Raw genomic sequence first — 17,674 nt, forward strand, 5'->3', positions numbered from 1 at the left:
CCACGCATCACTTCGCCAGCGCGCGGCCCGAATGCACCGGCCCCGCGCGCGACTCGACCACGGCCTCCACTTCGCGGCGCAGGCCCATCAGAAAGGCCAGTTCGGCCACCACGAACAGCGGGCCGATGATCAGGCCCATGACGTCGTCGACGAAGGCTGGCTTGCGGCCTTCGAAGATGTGGCCCACGAACTGGATCACCCAACCCACCACGAACAGGCCGATGCCGAACGTGGCCCAGGCCCAGGTCGACAGGCTGGCGGTGGCATGGGCCACCGCGAGGCACAGTGCGAGCAACACGCCCATCACCGCGCCAAAACGCAGATCGAGCCGCAGGTAGTAGAGCGTGGCCGCGATCACGGCCAAAGTGGCGGCGGACACTGCCAGGCCTCCCACGTCGAACACCGGGCGCGCCAGCAACACCACGACCGCGAGCACGATCATGGGAATGCCGACGAAATGGGTCAGGATGTTGCGGCGATCGCGGTGGTAGGCCGCGTACTGGCTCAAGTGGTCGTTGAGGGTTTTCATCGGGGTCTCCTGTCGGACGCAGAGAAAAACATCATCGCCATTGAGGCGCCCGTGCGCCAGTGGGATTTCTCGCACGCGGTCACAACAGCGACTGCGCGTCGTCGTCCGGCCGCACCGCCGGCCCGCTGCGCGCCAGCGCCATCCACACGTGGAACGGCAGCTGCGCCACCGCACGGCGCGGTGCTTCGCGCGCGACCACCAGCCGCTCCCCCTCCAGTTGCATCACACCGCACGCGGGCGGCACTTCGTGCGGGGCGGCGATCGGCCGGCCCTTGGCATCCTGCCCGAGCACATACCAGCACGCGCCCGCCATGGCCAGATAGGCGGCCCGCTTGGCCGGCCGCTTGAGGTCGCCCAGCAGGTCGGCGCGGCTGACCTTGATCTCGTGCACCACGGGCTGCAGATAGGCCTCGACCGAGGTATGGCGCACCGAGAACACATCGGGGCAAGCCGTGCACCAGCCGTGCCCTGGCGCCAATGCCGCGGCTTCGCTTTCGAAAGCATCCAACTGCACCACCGGTGCGCCCACCTCGGGCTCGCCGCCAAGCAGGTCGCGCGGCAAGGGCACGCGCAACGCCAGGCCGCGCCAGGCAATGCGCCCGGCCTGTGCCAGCGCAATGGCCACGCGTTCCACCAGCGCCTCGTGCGGCGTGCGTGCGGCCTTGTTGCTCGCGAACACCTCGGCCAGTCGGCGCACACCCGCATCGGTCACGCGCAAGGTCTCGAAGCCGTCGGCCGAAAAGCGCCGTTCCAGCAGGCCGGCAGCCAGCAATTCCACCTCCAGCATGTCGTGGCAGGGCCAACCGGCCGAGCGGTAGATCTCGCGCAAACGCTGGTGGTGGCGGCGCGTCAGCGAAGGGGCACCCGGATGCATTTACTGACTATATATCCAGTACCATGCCGGTTGATGCGCACCGCCCCCCTGTCTGACGAATTGACGGCCACGGCCACCGCCACGGTGGCCGTGCGCGTGTTGTGCGCGTTCGCGGCCAAGACGGGCGATCTGGACCTGCGCTTCACACCCTCGCCAAGCGCGCAGGACGGCATCGCCGGCCATGCCACGGTCACATCGCGGCGCGCGCCGGGCTACCAGCGCGAGGTCTCGCTGAGCGCGCAGCACGATGGGCTGCGCGTGCAAGGCCGTGCCGACGGCTTCGACCCAGCCACGCCACGGCTCGAAGAGATCAAGACCCATCGGGGCGACGCGGCGCTGATTCCCGAAAACCACCGCGCGCTGCACTGGGCGCAGGCGCGGGTGTATGGCTGGATGTTGTGCCAGCAACTGGGGTTGGAGCGCATCGAACTCGCGCTCGTCTACTTCAACATCGACACCGGGCAGGAAACCGCGTTGCCGGTGTGGCACAGCGCCATCGAGCTCAAGGCCTTTTTCGAGTCGCTGTGCACGCGTTACGCCAGTTGGGCACGCGCCGAGCAGGCGCACCGGGCCGCGCGCAATGCCGCGCTGCAGACGCTTGCTTTTCCCTTCGACGGCTTTCGCCCCGGGCAACGCGAACTGGCCGCCGCGGTGTACCGCGCTCACGGTGCGGGCCGCCATCTGCTGGCCCAGGCGCCCACGGGCATCGGCAAGACCATGGCCACACTGTTCGCCGCCTTGCGCGCGGCACCGGCGCAAGGCACCGACAAGCTGCTGTACCTCACCGCCAAGACACCGGGTCGCCAGCTCGCACTGCAGGCCTTGCAGCGCATGCAGACACGGCCCCTGCGCGTGCTCGAACTCGTTGCGCGCGAGAAGGCCTGCGAGCACCCCGACAAGGCCTGCCACGGCGATTCGTGTCCTCTGGCGCGTGGCTTCTACGACCGCTTGCCACCCGCGCGCGAAGCCGCGGTGCAAGCGGCCTGGCTCGACAAGGCCGCCTTGCGCAATATCGCATCGCAGCACGAGGTCTGCCCCTACTACCTCAGCCAGGAGCTGCTGCGCTGGTCCGATGTGGTCGTGGGCGACTTCAACCATTTCTTCGACGTCAGCGCGCAAGCCTGGTCGCTCGCCGTCAACGACGACCTGCGCGTGGGTCTGTTGGTGGACGAGGCCCACAACCTCATCGAGCGCGCGCGGCTGATGTACAGCGCCGATCTGAACCCCGCCGCCTTCCACGCCGCGCGCCGCGGCGCGACGGGCACCTTGAAGAAGGCCATGGACCGGCTACACCGCCAGTGGAGCGCCCTGGCCCGCATCCACGTGCAACCCCACCAGTTGCTGCCCGAATTGCCGCAGGGCTTCATCGACGCCTTGCAGCAGCACAGCGCCGCGTTGTCCGAGCACCTGGCGCTCGAACCCAGCGCCGCACAAAACGAACTGCCGAACTGGCTTTTCGAGGTGCTGCACTTCGTGCGCATCGCCGAGTTGTTCGACACGCATTCGCTCGCGGACCTCACGCACCCAGCGCGTCCAGTGGGCCGCTCGCGCCACCCGGTACTCACCATCCGCAACCTGGACCCGGGCCCCCTGCTCCAACCGCGCTGGCAGAGCGCGCACAGCGCCACGCTGTTCTCGGCCACGCTCAGCCCCATGGACTACGCACACGACCTGCTCGGCCTGCCCGACAACACGCTGCGGCTGGATGTGCCTTCGCCGTTCCAGTCCACTCAACTGAGCGCGCGCATCACGCCACAGATCTCCACGCGCTACGCCGACCGCGCCGCTTCGCTGGACGACGTGGTCGCCGTGATGGCCCAGCAGTACGCCCTGCGCCCCGGCAACTACCTCGCTTTCTTCAGCAGCTTCGACTATCTGCAACAGGCGCTGCAACGCTTGCAGGCACTGCACCCCGAGCTGCCCGTGTGGGCGCAGTCGCGCGGCATGGGTGAAGCCGAGCGCGATGCGTTCGTGGCGCGTTTCACCGACGATGGCCAGGGTATTGGCTTTGCCGTGCTGGGCGGCGCGTTCGGCGAAGGCATCGACCTGCCGGGGCGCCGTCTCATCGGCGCCTTCATCGCCACGCTGGGCCTGCCCCAGGTCAACCCGGTGAACGAGCAATTGCGCGCGCGGCTGCAGACGCGTTTTGGCCAGGGCTATAACTACGCCTACCTGTTCCCCGGTGTGCAGAAGGTCGTGCAAGCCGCGGGGCGCGTGATCCGCGGGCCGCAGGACGAAGGGGTGCTGGTGCTGATGGACGAGCGCTTCGGCCGTGCCGAGGTGCGCCGCCTGCTGCCCACTTGGTGGTGTGTTTAGGGGCTCCCCCCTGCGCCGCTTACGCGGCTTCCCCCCTCTCTAGCGCGCCTTCGGCGCTTGGAGGGGGGACAACACCTTGGGCCGGCGGAGCCGGACCCTCGGTGTTTCTGGAATGAGGCACTTCGCGCCGGAAGGGGTGTCCGCTCCCGCTCCCGTTTTCCGCCGTTGGGCCGGGCTGAGCAGCGCAGGGGTGCGGGGAAAAAGAAGTTCGCGTGTTTGAGCGAAGCGAGTTTGCGAACTTCTCCCCGCACACCGAGCAGCGCAAGGAACCCCGAAGGGGCCCGGTCTTCGGCTCGCCTTTCTTTTGCTTACTTTTCTTTGGCGAAGCAAAGAAAAGTAAGTCGGCCGCCGGGCCGAGACCCGGCCAGCCACGAAAGGAAAGGCGGTACTTCAAGAAAAAGGGAGCAGAGACGTTAGCCGCCGGCGTCAGCCGCAACGCCATCGTCGACGACCTCGTCGGCCAGGCGCGAAATCACCACCTGATCGATGCGACGACCTTCGAGCACCAGTACCTCGAAACGCCAGCCCGCGCAATCCACGCTGTCGCCTTGCGCGAGCAGATCGCCCGCGACCGTCTGCATCAGACCCGCCACGGTGTTGTAGCGGCCCTTGTCCTCATCGGGCAGATCGTCGATGGACAGGCGCGACTTGAGCTCGGCCACCGGCATGGCCCCGTCGACCAGCCAGGTGCCGTCTTCGCGCTGCGTGGCCCAGGCGTCCACGGCCTTGCGCGGCGAGAGCTCGCCGGTGATGGCTTCGAGCATGTCCAGCGGCGTGAGCAGGCCCTGCACCACGCCGTATTCATCGACCACGAACACCATGCGCGTGGCGCGCTCGCGGAATTGTTCGAGCAGCTCCATGCCGCTGAGCGTTTCCGGCACGAACACGGCCGGTTGCACGTGGCGCAGCAGCGGCTCGTTGTTGCCCTCGGCCTGCAGCGCGAGTATGCGCGAGACCTGGATGACGCCCACCACGTCCTCCAACCCGCCCCGGCACACCGGGTACCAGGAGTGACCGGCAGTCCAGGCCTTCTGCACTGCGGCATCGATAGCGTCGTCCGCTTCGAGCCACTTGATCTCCGAGTGCGGCACCATGATCGAGGTGAGCTGGCGATCGTCGAGCAGGAACACGTTGCGCACCATCTGATGCTCGTGCTCCTCGATGATGCCGGCGTCCACACCCTCCTCCAGGCTGGCGTTGATTTCCTCTTCGGTCACGTGCTGTGCGGCATTGCTGTCGATGCGCAGCAGCTTGAGCACCCATTGCGTGGTGTGGGTGAGCAGCCACACGAAAGGTTTGGCCGCCTTGGCCACGAATGCCATGGGCCGCGAGACCCAGCGCGACACCGCTTCCGGGTATAGCTGACCGATGCGCTTGGGCACCAATTCGCCGAAGACGATGGTGATGAAGGTGATGACCGCCACGACCAGCGCGGTGGAAAGGACGCTGGCTGTGCCTTGCGCCAGGCCCTTGGATTCCAGCCAGAGCCCCAGATCGCCACTGAAGGCCGCCTCGCCCACGATGCCGTTGAGCATGCCGATGGAGGTGATGCCGACCTGCACCGACGAGAGAAATTGCGTCGGATTCTCCAACAGCTTCAGCGCCATGACCGAACCCTTGTCCCCGGCCTCTGCCATGGCCGCCAGGCGCGCCTTGCGGCTGGACGCCAGCGCCAGCTCCGACATGGCAAAAGCGCCATTGAGCAGGGTGAGGAAAACGATGAGGAGGGTGTCCATAATCCGTGGATGTCAATTTACATGATCGGTGATGTGCAGGGCTGCGATGCCGCCCTGGGCCGGCTGCTCGAGCACATCGATTTCTCGCCCAGCCGAGACACGCTGTACCTGCTGGGCGACCTCGTCAACCGCGGGCCGGCGTCGCTGGCGGTGCTGCGCCGGCTCATTGCGCTCGAAGGGGCCGCACACGCGCTGCTGGGCAACCACGACCTGCACCTGCTGGCTGCCGCGAATGGCGTGCGCAAATCGCACCGCCACGACACCGTCCACGACATCCTCGACGCGCGCGACCGCGATGCCCTGCTCGACTGGCTGCGCACGCGGCCCATGGCTGTATACGCGCACGGCTGGCTGATGGTGCACGCAGGTGTTCTGCCACAGTGGGACGTGGCCGATACGATGGCCCGCGCGGGCGAACTCGAGGCAGTGTTGCGCGGAGCTCACTGGAAGGCATTTCTGAAGACCATGTATGGCAACGATCCCGTGCAGTGGAACGACGCGCTACGCGGCACGGACCGCCTGCGCGTGATCGTCAATGCTTTCACGCGTCTGCGTTTCTGCAGCGCGCAGGGCGAGATGGAGTTCGAAAGCAAGGACAGCGCCAACGACGCGCCCAAGGGCTTCATGCCCTGGTACGAAGTGCCCGGGCGGCGCACCGAAGGCGTGCCAGTGGCCTTTGGCCATTGGTCCACGCTGGGCGCCCTGAACCGCAAGGACCTGCAAGCGCTGGACACCGGCTGCGTATGGGGCGGTTGCCTCACGGCGGCGCGCATCACCGGCACGCCCGGGCAGGTGGAGCGTCTGATGGTGCGCTGCGAACAAGCGCGCCAGCCCGGCAAGGATTGAAGAGGGGCGGTGGCGGCCAAGTGCCGCCTGGAAGACTCAGGGTCGGGCAACTTTGCCCTCAGCTTTCCTGAACCGGTGCGGGCGCGCTCTTGAACAGCGCGGGCACCTTGTTGCGGCGCGACTTGATGTTGGGCGAGACCGGGCTGCGCGCCGCGGGGCGCTGCGAAGCCTCCCACGAAGGCGGCGTGTCAGCCGGGGTGCTCGGCTCGTAGGGCTTGTCGAACAAGGGGTCGGCCGGTACACGCGGCGCGCGGGGAACGGGCCGATGATCGCCCCGACCGTCGCGAGATAGCCGGCTGTCGCGGCTCTCGCGGATCGCGCGCCGCTCGCCATCTTCGGGCTGCTGCCAGGCCCGCTGCCCGTCGTTAAAGCGGCCGGCCGGGCGGCGGTCGGCCTCGAATTCCAGCGCTTCGAGTTCGAGCTTCTTGCCCAGCAGTTTTTCCAGATCCCCCATCAGGCGCGTGTCGCGCCCGCTCACGAACGACACCGCCAAGCCCGACGCGCCCGCGCGGCCGGTACGCCCGATGCGGTGCACGTAGTCTTCGGCATTGAACGGAATGTCGAAGTTGAACACCGCAGGCACGTCCTTGATGTCCAGGCCGCGTGCGGCCACGTCGGTGCAGACCAGCAGATCCACTTCGCCAGCCTTGAAGGCGGCGAGTGCCTTCAGGCGCTCGTCCTGGCTCTTGTCGCCGTGCAGCGCGGCCGTGTTCAGGCCCTCGCGCTCCAGCGAGCGCGCCAGGCGCGCGCAACCGAGCTTGCTGTTGACGAACACGAAGGCTTGCTTGAGGCCACGCTCGCGCAGGACCTGCTTGAGAATGCCACGCTTGTCGTCGTCTTCCACGCGGTAGAAATGCTGTTCGACGGTGGAGGCCGTGGCGTTGGAGCGCGCCACCTCGATCGTCACCGGGTCCTGCAGGTAGCTGTTGGCCAAGCGCTTGATTTCGGGCGAGAACGTGGCCGAGAACAGCAGCGTGGTGCGCTGTTTGGGCAGGTAGGAGAGGATGCGCTGGAGGTCGGGAAGGAAACCGATGTCGAGCATGCGGTCGGCTTCGTCGAGCACCACGTACTCCACCTGGTTGAGCACGCAGTTCTTGGCCTCGATGTGGTCCAGCAGACGGCCGGGCGTCGCCACCAGCACCTCGACGCCCTTCTTGAGCTCGAGCGTCTGCGGCTTCATGTCGATCCCGCCGAACACCACCGTGCTGCGCAGGTTGGTGTACTTCGCGTACAGCTTGACCTGCTCGGCCACTTGGTCGGCCAGTTCGCGCGTGGGCAGCAGCACCAGGGCGCGCACCGGGTGGCGCGCGGGCGAGGTGGAGGCGTTTTCGTGCTTGAGCATGCGCTGCAGCAGCGGCAGCGTGAAGGCTGCGGTCTTGCCGGTGCCGGTCTGGGCTGCGCCCATCACGTCACGGCCTTGCAGCACCACCGGAATCGCCTGCGCCTGGATCGGCGTCATGGTCGCGTAGCCCATTTCGGCCACGGCCCGCTCGATGGCGGGCGAAAGAGAAAGTTCGGAGAAAGATTGGGTCATTGCGGTACGGGTGAGGGCCCTCGACTCGCTGGGCCAGGCGCCCCTCAGCAGGGGAGCAGCCGGCCCCGGGAACGCCCGACGAACGGCTAGAAAGCCTCGTATTGTCTCACTTCGACCTTATTGGGCTCAAAAAGCCGCCCGGGAGCGCCAAGTGCGTCGATCCAGGAGTGCCGAGGATCCGGCTCCGCCGGTCCCAGGCACTGCCCCCTGGGGGTGACGACGCAGGCGGCGCGGGGGGTGGGGCCGTTCAAAGCGTACCCGCTTTGAACGTGTCGCAACTCTGGACATTTCCGCTCTGCAAACCGGCATTGAACCAGCGCTGGCGCTGCGCGCTGGTGCCATGGGTGAAGCTGTCCGGCACCACCTGGCCCTGGCTCTTTCGCTGCAAGGCGTCGTCGCCGATGGCGGCAGCGGCGTTGAGCGCCTCTTCCACGTCACCCGGCTCCAGGATGGCTTTGTTCTTGTGGTTGTGGTGTGCCCAGATGCCGGCGAAACAATCGGCCTGCAGCTCCAGCTTCACCGACATGGCGTTGTACTCCCGCTCGCTCACGCGGCCGCGCGCCTTCTCCATCTGCTCGGTCAGGCCCAGCAGGTTCTGCACGTGGTGGCCGACCTCGTGCGCGATCACGTAGGCCTGGGCGAAATCGCCCGGGGCGCCGAGCTGGCGGCGCAAGGTGTCGTAGAAGCTCAGGTCGATGTAGACCTTCTGATCGCCCGGGCAGTAGAACGGCCCCATGGCCGCCTGTCCCGTGCCGCAAGCGGTGGGCGTGGCGCCCCGGAACAGCACCAGGCGCGGCTTCTGGTATTGCGCGCCCGCCTGCTGGAACACCTGGCCCCACACGTCTTCGGTGCCACCGAGCACGGCGGCCACGAAGCGGCCCATGTCGTCGGTCGGCGCCTGCGTCGGGCCTTGCGTGGTTTCCACCTGCGCGGTGGGGGACGAGCCATCGCCCACGCCACCGAGCACGCCCAGGATGGTCATGGGGTTGATGCCGAAGATCCAGCCCGCCACCAAGGCGATGGCGATGGTGCCCAGGCCAAGGCCTTTGCCACCGACGCGCCTGCCGCCCCCCAGGCCGCCAAAACCGCCACCACTGGGGTCAGAGCGGCGGTCTTCGACCTGGTCGGACTGGCGGTTGTTTTCCCATTTCATGGCATGCCTCCTGCGCAACGCAAGCCGTTGCAGGCGCCATTATCCGGCGCGACGCGAAGTCAGGCCTTCGGCAGCGTCACGCCAGTTTGACCTTGGTATTTGCCACCGCGGTCCTTGTAGCTGACCTCGCACACGTCGTCCTTGTCGCTTTCGAAGAACAGCACCTGGGCGCAGCCCTCGCCCGCGTAGATCTTGGCCGGCAGCGGCGTGGTGTTGCTGAACTCCAGCGTCACATAGCCTTCCCACTCCGGCTCGAAGGGCGTGACGTTGACGATGATGCCGCAGCGGGCATAAGTGCTCTTGCCCAGGCAGATGGTGAGCACGTTGCGCGGGATGCGGAAGTACTCCAGCGTGCGCGCCAGCGCGAAGCTGTTGGGCGGGATCACGCAGACGTCCTTGTTCACATCGACAAAGGAGTTCTCATCGAAGTTCTTCGGGTCCACCACCGTGCTGTGGATGTTGGTGAACACCTTGAATTCCGGCGCGCAGCGGATGTCGTAGCCGTAGCTCGAGGTACCGTAGCTGATCACCTTCTTGCCGTCCACCTGCCGCACCTGGCCCGGTTCGAACGGCTCGATCAGGCCGTGTTGTTCGGCCATGCGGCGGATCCATTTGTCGCTTTTGATGCTCATGGGCCGCGATTGTAGGTGCCGTCTCCAAACCTGCCGCTTCGTCAATCCCCTCATCAACTTACCGTAATTTCAGTAATTACTGAAAATTCAATCCAAAGCAGTTACAGTCCATGCCATGCCGCTGCAAGATCACCTTCCGCCGCTCAACCGCGAGTTCGTCGCCCATTTCGGTGAAATGGGCAGCCGTTGGGGCATCAACCGCACCGTGGGGCAGATCTATGCCCTGCTGTTCATTTCACCGAACGCGCTCAACGCAGACGACATCGCCGAAACCCTGGAGTTCTCCCGTTCGAACGTGAGCATGGGGCTGAAGGAATTGCAGGCTTGGCGCCTGGTGCGCCTGCGCCACCAGCCGGGCGATCGGCGCGAGTATTTCGAGGCTCCGGCCGATGTGTGGGAGATCTTCCGCGTGCTGGCCGAGGAGCGCCGCCGCCGCGAAGTCGAGCCCACGCTCTCCATGCTGCGCACCGCCTTGCTCGAAACCCCCAAGACCGAGGCCGAGCGCCACGCCCAGACCCGCATGCGCGAGATGCACGACCTGATCGACCGGCTCATGACCTGGTTCGACGACGTGCAGAAGCTCGCGCCCGAAACCGCCTTGCAACTAATGGGCATGGGCGCTACCGTCACGCGTGTGCTCGAACTCAAGGACCGGCTCACCGGCAAGGCCCCCGCCGCACGCGCCAGCAAACCCCACAAGACAGACCACAAGACCGACCGCAAGGCCACCTGATCCCGGGAGACCGCCATGGACCTCGACACACTGCTGCTCTCGCGCATCCAGTTCGCCACGAACATCAGCTTCCACATCCTCTTTCCCACGATCACCATCGGCCTGGGCTGGTTTCTGGTTTTCTTTCGCGTGCGCTACCTGCAGACGCGCGAGCACGCCTGGGAAGAGGCTTACTACTTCTGGACCAAGGTGTTCGCGCTGAGCTTCGCGCTGGGGGTGGTCTCGGGCATCACCATGAGCTTTCAGTTCGGCACCAATTGGCCGGGCTTCATGGAAAAGACGGGCAACATCTCCGGACCGCTGCTGGGCTACGAGGTGCTCACCGCCTTCTTCCTGGAGGCCGGCTTCCTCGGCATCATGCTCTTCGGCCGTGGCCGAGTGAGCGAGCGCGTGCACCTCATCGCCACCTTGCTCGTGGCCAGCGGCACCACCCTCTCGGCCTTCTGGATCCTCAGCCTGAACTCCTGGCTGCAGACCCCCGCAGGCTACGAGATCGTCAACGGAGAGTTCTTCGCCGCCGACTGGTTCGCCATCGTCTTCAACCCCTCATTCCCGTACCGCCTCGCGCACAAGCTGCTGGCGGCCACGCTGACCGCGTCCTTCCTGGTCGCAGGCCTGAGCGCCTGGCAGTTGCTCAAGGGCTGTGCCACGGATGGCACGCACAAGGCCCTGCGCGCCGCCGTGTTCGCCGCGGCCATTGCGATCCCGCTGCAGTTCTTCGTGGGCGACCTGCATGGCCTGAACACGCTGAAGCACCAGCCCGCCAAGATCGCCGCCATGGAAGCCGTGTGGGAGACCGAGAAAGGCGCCGCGCTCACCCTGTTCGGCATTCCCGACGAGAAGACGGGCACCACGCACTATGCGGTGAAAGTACCCAAGCTGGGCAGCCTGATCCTCACGCACGAATGGGACGGCGAACTCCAGGGCATCGCCGAATTCCCCAACGCGCACCCGCCGGTGGCACCGGTGTTCTTTGCCTTCCGGGTCATGGTGGGCGTGGCCTCGCTCATGCTGCTGGTGGCGCTGTGGGGCGTCTGGAAGCTGTGGCCGCAGCGCCGCAACGCCCAGCTGGCACTGCCGCGCCCGCTGCTGTGGGCGCTCGCGGGCATGACCTTCTCGGGCTGGCTGGCCACGCTGGCGGGCTGGTACGTCACCGAAATCGGCCGCCAGCCCTTCATGGTCTATGGCCTGCTGCGCACGGCCGACCTGGCCACCACGGTCGCACCGCCCTATGTGGCGCTCACCCTCGCGGCCTACCTCATGGTCTACGGCCTGCTGCTCGTCACCTATGTGGGCGTGCTCAAGTACATGGCCGAACACCCGGTGCATCCCGCGCCGGAAGCACCGCACGGTGAACTCGGCAAGGCAGGAGTCTGAACATGAGCTGGTCCGAATTCCTCCCCCTGTTCTTCATGGCCGTGATGGGCCTGACCCTGCTGGCTTACGTGGTGCTCGACGGCTACGACCTCGGCGTGGGCCTGCTGTTGCCGCTGGGCACCGACGAGCAGAAGGACACCATGATCGCCAGCATCGGCCCGTTCTGGGACGCCAACGAAACCTGGCTGGTGCTGGGCGTGGGTGTGCTGCTGATCGCCTTCCCCAAGGCGCATGGCCTGGTGCTGCAGGCCCTGTACCTGCCCGCGGCCCTCATGCTCATCGGCCTGATCCTGCGCGGCGTCGCCTTCGACTTCCGCGCCAAGGCCCCGGCCCCCTACAAGCCGTTCTGGAACCGCGCCTTCTTCACCGGCTCGCTGATGGCCAGCGCGGCCCAGGGCTGGATGCTGGGCAGCTACATCACCGGCTTCGACCACGGCGGCCTGGGCTGGCTGTTCAGCATGGGCATCGCCATCACGCTGCCGGCCTCCTACTTGCTGCTGGGCGCGGGCTGGCTGATCATGAAGGCCGAAGGCGATCTGCAACAGCGGGCGGTGCGCTGGGCGCGGCGCGGGCTGTGGCCCATGGGCGTGGCCCTGCTCGCGATCTCGGCGGCCACGCCGCTGGTGAACGCCTCCGTATTCGACAAGTGGTTCGGCATGCCGCAGCTCTTCGCGCTGTTGCCGGTGCCGCTGGTGTGCGCCGCGGCCTTCTTCGCGGTGCGCTGGGTGGTCATGCGGCCCGCGCTGATCGGCGCGGGCTACGGCTGGCTGGTGTTCGGGAACACGGTGCTCATCTTCGTGCTGGCCTTCTTCGGTCTGGCCTACAGCATCTTCCCGCACATCGTCATCGGCAAGCTCACGCTCTGGGAGGCCGCGGCCGCGACCCACTCGCTCACGGTGAATTTCATCGGCGTGGCGATCACGCTGCCGGTGATCATCGGCTACACGGTCTTCATGTACCGGGTGTTCTGGGGCAAGGCGCACCCGCTCACGTACAACTGACCCCCCCCCCCGCCGCACTGCGCGCGTCCCCCTCAAGGCGGCACACCCTCGGACCGGCAAAGCCGGATCCTCGGGTGCTCTGGCTCGCGGTACGTCGCGCCGGACCAGGGCCTGGTTACGCTGTGACCATCTCGCTCCTGCGACGAACGCGCTGCGCCGGCGCGAAGCCGAGCACGCGCGCCATATCGGCCACCAGCGCGTGGATCAGGACATGCTGCATGCCAGACCCGCTCTGGAAGACTTTGTCGGTCACGAAGCCGAAACACCGGTACAGCCTGGCCAGCAGCGGTGAGCAGGAGGCGTGCAGGTACTGCACATCGTTCGTCTTGAGCAACTCCTGCACGGAGAGCGCCACGCAGGCCTGCAGCGTGGCCATGCTGCGGTGCTCGGGTGCCACGATCAGCCGGCCCACTTCCCAACTGCTCGCGCCGAACGCGGCCTTCGACCGGGTCTCACCGGCCCAGGCCTTCTCCGCCAGGGTGACGCCGTGGCCACAGGGAATGAAGCGGATCGTGGCGATCAATGTCTCGTCTCGCCAGATGGCCATGACCATGCCCAAGCGGTCCTTCTGACGTTCCAGCGCCTGGGCGCCGGGATCCAGGTCGTGTTCCGCGTCGATCGGGGCGTGCTCGCGCAAGCCCATGATGAGCGGGCCTTCCCGGTCCATGTCGAGCACACGGACGGACAAGCGGGGCTCGGTGGGCGGCGCGGCGGCGCGCGCGCGATGGCCCTCTCGAAGGCCGGCGGCGGACCGCCCATGGAATGCGCGGTGTGCGCGGGCATGCGGTGTGCGTGCGATGGTTTGCATGAGATTTCCTCTGGGATGGACCCAACGACGCGCCGGATCGGCGCAGAGGAATGGTGGGGCGCGTTCATGGCACGGGAAACACCCGCCCCCGTACTTTCTGCAAACCAGAGGCCAGGGACGTCAGGCCGTGGCGGGCTGGGCCAGCGCAAGGCCGAGCGCGCGCGCCACGTCGTCCACCGGCGCATGGATCAGGACATGGGGCGCGCCGGTCTCGCCGCACACCGTGCTCTCGGTGGCAAAGCCAAACCAGCGGTACAGCCGGGCCAGCAAGGGCGAGCAGGAGGCGTGCAGGTAGCGCGCATCGGTGTGCTGCAGCAAGGTCTGCAGCGACAGCGCCAGACAGGTCCGCAGCAGGTCCATGCTGCGGTGCTCCGGCGCCACGATCAGGCGACCCACCTCCCAGCTGCGCACGCCAAACGCGCGCCTCGCCCGCGTCACATCGGCCCAGCGCTTTTCGGCCAGGGTGACGCCGTGGCCAGACGGCATCAGGCGGATGGTGGCGATCAAGGCATCGCCGTGCCAGAACGCCATCACCATGCCCAGGCGGTCCTTCACGCCCTCCAGCGCATCCGCGCCGGGGTCCAGATCGCGCTCGGCCTCCATGGGCGCGTGGGCGCGCAAGCCCGCGACGAGCGAGCGCTCCCTGGTCATGTCCAACACGCGGACGCGCAGCCCGGACGCCACGGGCTCATGGGGTGAGGCACAACGAAACCTCGCCTGGGAAGCGCGGCAGGAAACACGGTGAAAAGCCGGTGCGGCTGTAGGCATGAGAATCCTCCTTGGGTTGAATCAACAAGGCGCCTTTCGAGCGCGAAGGAATACTGGACAAGTTCAAACCGAACGCCAGATTCCCACCGTCAATTCATGCAAAAGGATTCGTTCTCAAAGAAAACCATCTAAGAAAACCATCTGATGCCCGGCCTTCGCCAGACCAGGCATCGGCGCTACCGGAGCGCGCCGCCCGCCGCCACCGTGCGCGCCACCACCCGGTCATCGCCCAGCACGATCAGCGCGAACAGCAGCTCGTCCAGGCTGTCGGCCTGCTGGGTCTTGCGCGCGAGCAAGGGCGTGGCCCGCGGATCGAGCACGATGAAATCGGCCTCGTTTCCTGGCTGCAGGTTGCCCACCACCCCATCGAGCCCCAGCGCGCGCGCCGCACCCGACGTGTGCTGCCACCACAGCTGGCCGGGCGTGAGGCTCAGGCCCGACTTGGTCTGGCCTTCGCGGCCCACGCAGTAGGCCGCGAGCATGGTGCGAAACGGCGAGAAGCTGGTGCCGCCGCCCACGTCGCTCGCCAGGCCATAACCCATGCCGGCCGCGTCGGCCGCGAGGTAGTCGAAGAAGCCGCTGCCCAGGAACTGGTTGCTGGTCGGGCTCACGGCAGCCGTGGTGCCGGTGCGTGCCATGAGCTCGCGGTCGGCCGTGTCGAGGTGGATGCAGTGCGCGTACACCGCGCGCTGGCGCAACAAGCCGAAGTCGCCGTACACACCCAGGTAGCTGCGCGAATCGGGAAAGAGCTCGGTGGCCCAGCGCACCTCGTCCCGGTTTTCCGCCACGTGCGACTGGATCCACACGTCGCCGTACTTCGCGGCCAATGCGCCCGCGCCGCGCAACTGCTCGGGCGTGCTGGTGGGCGCGAAACGCGGCGTGATGGCGTAGCCCAGCCGGTCCACGCCGTGCCAGCGCTGGATCAGGGCTTCGGTGTCGATCAGGCTCTGCTCGGTCTCGTCGCGCACGCCGTCGGGGCTGTGGCGGTCCTGCAGCACCTTGCCGGTGATGAAGCGCAGGCCGCGCTCGCGCGCTTCCTCGAACGCCGCGTCCACCGAGGCGGGGTGCGAGGTGGCGAAGGTGAGGGCCGTGGTGACACCGTTGCGCGCGAGCTCGTCGAAGAAAAACGCGGCCACTTCGCGGGCGTGCTCGCGCTCGTGGAAGCGCGATTCGTGCGGAAAGGTGTAGTTCTCCAGCCAGGGCAACAGCCCCGCCGCGGGCGCGCCGATCACGTCGGTCTGCGGGTAGTGGATGTGCATGTCGATGAAACCCGGCGCGATCAGCTTGCCGCTCAGGTCTTCCACCGCCACGCCCGGGTAATGGCCGATCAGCGATGCGTGGTCGCCCACGGCGCGCACCACGCGCCGGCCCTGCGCATCGGGCCCGACCACCAGAAGCCCATCGGCATCGAACACGGGAGACTGGTCGTCGGCAAAACGAAGGAGCGAGGCACGGTAGGCTTTCATGGCGCGCAGCTTAACGTTTTGCGCGTGCCGGCTCATACGGCACGGCCGATAGATGCCATGGCGGCACCGTATGCCGTTCAGCGCTCCAGCGAACCTTGAACGCCTTCGGCCAGCCACTTCATGTTGAGGATGTCGGCATCGGTGAGCGACTGGCCTGCCTTCAGCACGGTGCGCCCGGTGTTGTCGCGCAGGTCGGCGTGAGCGCTGAACACCCGGAGCTTGCCCTTGGCCATGTCGGACTGGCGCGCCTGCACTTCCTTGCGCACCTTCTCAGGCACTTTGCTGCCGAAGCTGTCGACGCGGATCATGCCCTCCTTCACACCGCCCCAGAGGCTTTCGCTCTTCCAGGTGCCGTCGATCACGGCCTGCACACGCCGCGTGTAGTAGTCGCCCCAGAGGTGGGTGACGGCGGCGATCTGCGCGTCGGGCGCGACCGAGCGCATGTCGGAGTGGTAGGCCACCGCGAGCTTGCCGCGCTCCTGCGCGGCGACCATCACGGCAGTGGAACCGGTGTGAAAAGCGAGGACCTCGGCGCCCTGGTTCATGAGCGTCATCGCGGCGTCGCGCTCGCGTGGCGGGTTGAACCACTCGCCGAGCCACACCACCTTCACCGTGGCGCGCGGATTCACCGAGCGCATGCCCAGCGTGAAGGCGTTGACGCCCTGCACCACCTCGGGAATGGGGAAACCCGCGATGTAGCCGGCCTGCGTGGCCATGCGTCCTGCGGCCACGCCCGCGAGGTAACGGCCTTCGTAATAACGCGCGTTGGCGGTGGCCACGTTGGGCGCGGTCTTGTAGCCGGTGATGGACTCGAACTTCACGTCTGGAAACTCGCGCGCCACCTTGAGCGTGGGCTCCATGTAACCGAAGCTGGGCGTGAAGATGATGCGGTGGCCTTGCCGCGCCAGATCGCGGATCACGCGCTCGGCGTCCGCACCCTCGGGCACGTTCTCGACGAAATGCGTCTCGACCTTGTGGCCCAGCGCGGCCTGCACGGCCTGGCGGCCCAGTTCGTGCTGGCGCACCCAGCCCGCAGGCGTGAGCGGCGTGACATAGACGAACGCGGCCTTGAGCGGTGCTTGCGCCTGGGTGGACGGGGGGAATAAAAAGCTGGCGGCCGCCAGTGCGCAGGCGCACTGGGCCACGAGGTTTTTGTACATGGTGTTCCTCTACATGGCCCCAAGGAAGAGAAGACACACCGGCCCGGGGGCACGGGACAGCGTGGCGCGGCAACGGCAGACGCCACCGCACGGCAAGCCCGGGATTGTCACCGATGGGACGCTCGGTCGCGCTCAGAGCACCTGTGCGCCCCGGCGCGTGCCACCGATCTGTCACAAAACTTCGGGGAACCCGACATTTTTTCCGGTTACGGATCGCGAACGTGCTGCAACGTTGGCGCGCATCGTTTTTCGACAAGGAGCGTCATGCCCGAATATTCCAGCCACGAACTTTTTTTTCGACTGATGAGCGATCTGGGTCATGAACTGGGCCGCGACGACATCGCCACCGTCGAACCCAGCCGGTTCGACCCGACCGTCATCGAGTTCGAGGTCGAATCCGTTGCCTTTCTGCTCGTTCATGCGCCCGACGACCGCCCGGATCGGTTGACGCTGATCTGCCGCTTTGGAACGCTGCCCGGGCACGAACGGGTCACCATCCTCGAACGCCTGCTTCAGGTGAACTTTTTGCTGGCGGGCTCCGAGATTCATCTGGCAATGGACCCGATGAACGAGGAAGTGGTGCTTATCAGTGGCCACCCCCTGATCGGCGTCACTGCGCACTCCCTGACCAACGCGATGACCATGCTCTCGCAACTGGCCCAACGCTGGCGCCAGGACTTCATGCTGGACACCACGCAACTCTCGACACCGGTCGCCGCGGGGCTGGCCCAACACGTGTGA

General features: G+C 66.8%; 16 protein-coding genes. 6 read left to right on the forward strand and 10 right to left on the reverse strand.

Going from position 1 to position 17,674, the window contains the following annotated elements:
* Positions 1-7 precede the first annotated feature (7 nt).
* Both F9K07_RS23120 and F9K07_RS23125 read right to left on the reverse strand, forming a co-directional pair.
* Positions 8-529: an Mpo1 family 2-hydroxy fatty acid dioxygenase gene (locus F9K07_RS23120; protein ID WP_159595645.1), complete on the reverse strand. Its 522-nt coding sequence runs from the start codon at positions 527-529 to the stop codon at positions 8-10.
* Positions 530-608: 79 nt separating this feature from the next.
* Positions 609-1,403, reverse strand: coding sequence for a hypothetical protein (locus F9K07_RS23125; protein WP_159595646.1), 795 nt, complete (start codon positions 1,401-1,403; stop codon positions 609-611).
* Between the two features lie 33 nt (positions 1,404-1,436).
* On the opposite strand from F9K07_RS23125, the gene F9K07_RS23130 reads away from it, so the two are divergent.
* Positions 1,437-3,719, forward strand: a complete 2,283-nt coding sequence (locus tag F9K07_RS23130; protein WP_159595647.1) for an ATP-dependent DNA helicase — start codon at positions 1,437-1,439, stop codon at positions 3,717-3,719.
* Between the two features lie 413 nt (positions 3,720-4,132).
* Here F9K07_RS23130 and F9K07_RS23135 read toward each other — a convergent pair whose 3' ends face one another.
* Positions 4,133-5,455, reverse strand: a complete 1,323-nt coding sequence (locus F9K07_RS23135; RefSeq protein ID WP_159595648.1) for a hemolysin family protein — start codon at positions 5,453-5,455, stop codon at positions 4,133-4,135.
* A 9-nt stretch (positions 5,456-5,464) separates the two neighbouring features.
* On the opposite strand from F9K07_RS23135, the gene F9K07_RS23140 reads away from it, so the two are divergent.
* Positions 5,465-6,301 carry a symmetrical bis(5'-nucleosyl)-tetraphosphatase gene (locus tag F9K07_RS23140; RefSeq protein WP_159595649.1) on the forward strand — a complete coding sequence of 279 codons (837 nt, stop codon included), beginning with the start codon at positions 5,465-5,467 and terminating at the stop codon, positions 6,299-6,301.
* A gap of 58 nt (positions 6,302-6,359) precedes the next feature.
* On the opposite strand, the gene F9K07_RS23145 is transcribed toward F9K07_RS23140, so the two are convergent.
* From F9K07_RS23145 to dcd, 3 genes are all read right to left on the reverse strand, one after another.
* Positions 6,360-7,835, reverse strand: a complete 1,476-nt coding sequence (locus F9K07_RS23145) for a DEAD/DEAH box helicase (RefSeq protein WP_159595650.1) — start codon at positions 7,833-7,835, stop codon at positions 6,360-6,362.
* Positions 7,836-8,082: 247 nt separating this feature from the next.
* Positions 8,083-8,988 (reverse strand): KPN_02809 family neutral zinc metallopeptidase, encoded by a 906-nt coding sequence (ypfJ, locus tag F9K07_RS23150; protein ID WP_159595651.1) that lies wholly within the window; start codon positions 8,986-8,988, stop codon positions 8,083-8,085.
* A gap of 59 nt (positions 8,989-9,047) precedes the next feature.
* Positions 9,048-9,620 carry a dCTP deaminase gene (gene dcd, locus F9K07_RS23155; protein WP_159595652.1) on the reverse strand — a complete coding sequence of 191 codons (573 nt, stop codon included), beginning with the start codon at positions 9,618-9,620 and terminating at the stop codon, positions 9,048-9,050.
* A gap of 115 nt (positions 9,621-9,735) precedes the next feature.
* Between dcd and F9K07_RS23160 the strand changes: the two genes are divergently transcribed.
* Genes F9K07_RS23160 through F9K07_RS23170 form a run of 3 tightly spaced genes read left to right on the forward strand, consistent with a single transcriptional unit; the run spans position 9,736 to position 12,731 of the window.
* On the forward strand, positions 9,736-10,353 hold the full coding sequence (locus tag F9K07_RS23160) for a GbsR/MarR family transcriptional regulator (RefSeq protein WP_159595653.1): 618 nt from the start codon (positions 9,736-9,738) through the stop codon (positions 10,351-10,353).
* A 15-nt stretch (positions 10,354-10,368) separates the two neighbouring features.
* Positions 10,369-11,730, forward strand: a complete 1,362-nt coding sequence (locus tag F9K07_RS23165; protein ID WP_159595654.1) for a cytochrome ubiquinol oxidase subunit I — start codon at positions 10,369-10,371, stop codon at positions 11,728-11,730.
* Positions 11,731-11,732: 2 nt separating this feature from the next.
* Positions 11,733-12,731: a cytochrome d ubiquinol oxidase subunit II gene (locus F9K07_RS23170; protein ID WP_159595655.1), complete on the forward strand. Its 999-nt coding sequence runs from the start codon at positions 11,733-11,735 to the stop codon at positions 12,729-12,731.
* Between the two features lie 115 nt (positions 12,732-12,846).
* Here F9K07_RS23170 and F9K07_RS23175 read toward each other — a convergent pair whose 3' ends face one another.
* From F9K07_RS23175 to F9K07_RS23190, 4 genes are all read right to left on the reverse strand, one after another.
* On the reverse strand, positions 12,847-13,539 hold the full coding sequence (locus F9K07_RS23175) for an N-acyl amino acid synthase FeeM domain-containing protein (RefSeq protein WP_159595656.1): 693 nt from the start codon (positions 13,537-13,539) through the stop codon (positions 12,847-12,849).
* Positions 13,540-13,659: 120 nt separating this feature from the next.
* The gene (locus F9K07_RS23180) at positions 13,660-14,223 is read right to left on the reverse strand and encodes an N-acyl amino acid synthase FeeM domain-containing protein (RefSeq protein WP_236581453.1); all 564 of its coding nucleotides are present in this window, start codon (positions 14,221-14,223) and stop codon (positions 13,660-13,662) included.
* Positions 14,224-14,483: 260 nt separating this feature from the next.
* A complete protein-coding gene (gene guaD, locus F9K07_RS23185; RefSeq protein WP_159595658.1) occupies positions 14,484-15,773 on the reverse strand; it encodes a guanine deaminase in 1,290 nt (429 codons plus the stop codon).
* Positions 15,774-15,850: 77 nt separating this feature from the next.
* Positions 15,851-16,933, reverse strand: a complete 1,083-nt coding sequence (locus tag F9K07_RS23190; protein WP_159595659.1) for a BMP family ABC transporter substrate-binding protein — start codon at positions 16,931-16,933, stop codon at positions 15,851-15,853.
* Between the two features lie 264 nt (positions 16,934-17,197).
* Here F9K07_RS23190 and F9K07_RS23195 point away from each other — a divergent pair, with 264 nt between their 5' ends.
* Complete coding sequence (locus tag F9K07_RS23195) at positions 17,198-17,674, forward strand: CesT family type III secretion system chaperone (protein WP_159595660.1); 477 nt, start codon at positions 17,198-17,200, stop codon at positions 17,672-17,674.

It is taken from the genome of Hydrogenophaga sp. BPS33 (assembly GCF_009859475.1).
In the GTDB taxonomy this organism is placed as follows: Bacteria; Pseudomonadota; Gammaproteobacteria; order Burkholderiales; family Burkholderiaceae_C; genus Hydrogenophaga.

Coding starts and splice junctions, on each gene's coding strand:
- F9K07_RS23120 (WP_159595645.1), bottom strand. CDS start 529: ATGAAAACCCTCAACGACCACTTGAGCCAGTACGCGGCCTACCACCGC.
- F9K07_RS23190 (WP_159595659.1), bottom strand. CDS start 16,933: ATGTACAAAAACCTCGTGGCCCAGTGCGCCTGCGCACTGGCGGCCGCC.
- F9K07_RS23170 (WP_159595655.1), top strand. CDS start 11,733: ATGAGCTGGTCCGAATTCCTCCCCCTGTTCTTCATGGCCGTGATGGGC.
- dcd (WP_159595652.1), bottom strand. CDS start 9,620: ATGAGCATCAAAAGCGACAAATGGATCCGCCGCATGGCCGAACAACAC.
- F9K07_RS23195 (WP_159595660.1), top strand. CDS start 17,198: ATGCCCGAATATTCCAGCCACGAACTTTTTTTTCGACTGATGAGCGAT.
- F9K07_RS23130 (WP_159595647.1), top strand. CDS start 1,437: ATGCGCACCGCCCCCCTGTCTGACGAATTGACGGCCACGGCCACCGCC.
- F9K07_RS23175 (WP_159595656.1), bottom strand. CDS start 13,539: ATGCAAACCATCGCACGCACACCGCATGCCCGCGCACACCGCGCATTC.
- F9K07_RS23140 (WP_159595649.1), top strand. CDS start 5,465: ATGTCAATTTACATGATCGGTGATGTGCAGGGCTGCGATGCCGCCCTG.
- F9K07_RS23165 (WP_159595654.1), top strand. CDS start 10,369: ATGGACCTCGACACACTGCTGCTCTCGCGCATCCAGTTCGCCACGAAC.
- F9K07_RS23125 (WP_159595646.1), bottom strand. CDS start 1,403: ATGCATCCGGGTGCCCCTTCGCTGACGCGCCGCCACCACCAGCGTTTG.
- guaD (WP_159595658.1), bottom strand. CDS start 15,773: ATGAAAGCCTACCGTGCCTCGCTCCTTCGTTTTGCCGACGACCAGTCT.
- F9K07_RS23135 (WP_159595648.1), bottom strand. CDS start 5,455: ATGGACACCCTCCTCATCGTTTTCCTCACCCTGCTCAATGGCGCTTTT.
- F9K07_RS23145 (WP_159595650.1), bottom strand. CDS start 7,835: ATGACCCAATCTTTCTCCGAACTTTCTCTTTCGCCCGCCATCGAGCGG.
- ypfJ (WP_159595651.1), bottom strand. CDS start 8,988: ATGAAATGGGAAAACAACCGCCAGTCCGACCAGGTCGAAGACCGCCGC.
- F9K07_RS23160 (WP_159595653.1), top strand. CDS start 9,736: ATGCCGCTGCAAGATCACCTTCCGCCGCTCAACCGCGAGTTCGTCGCC.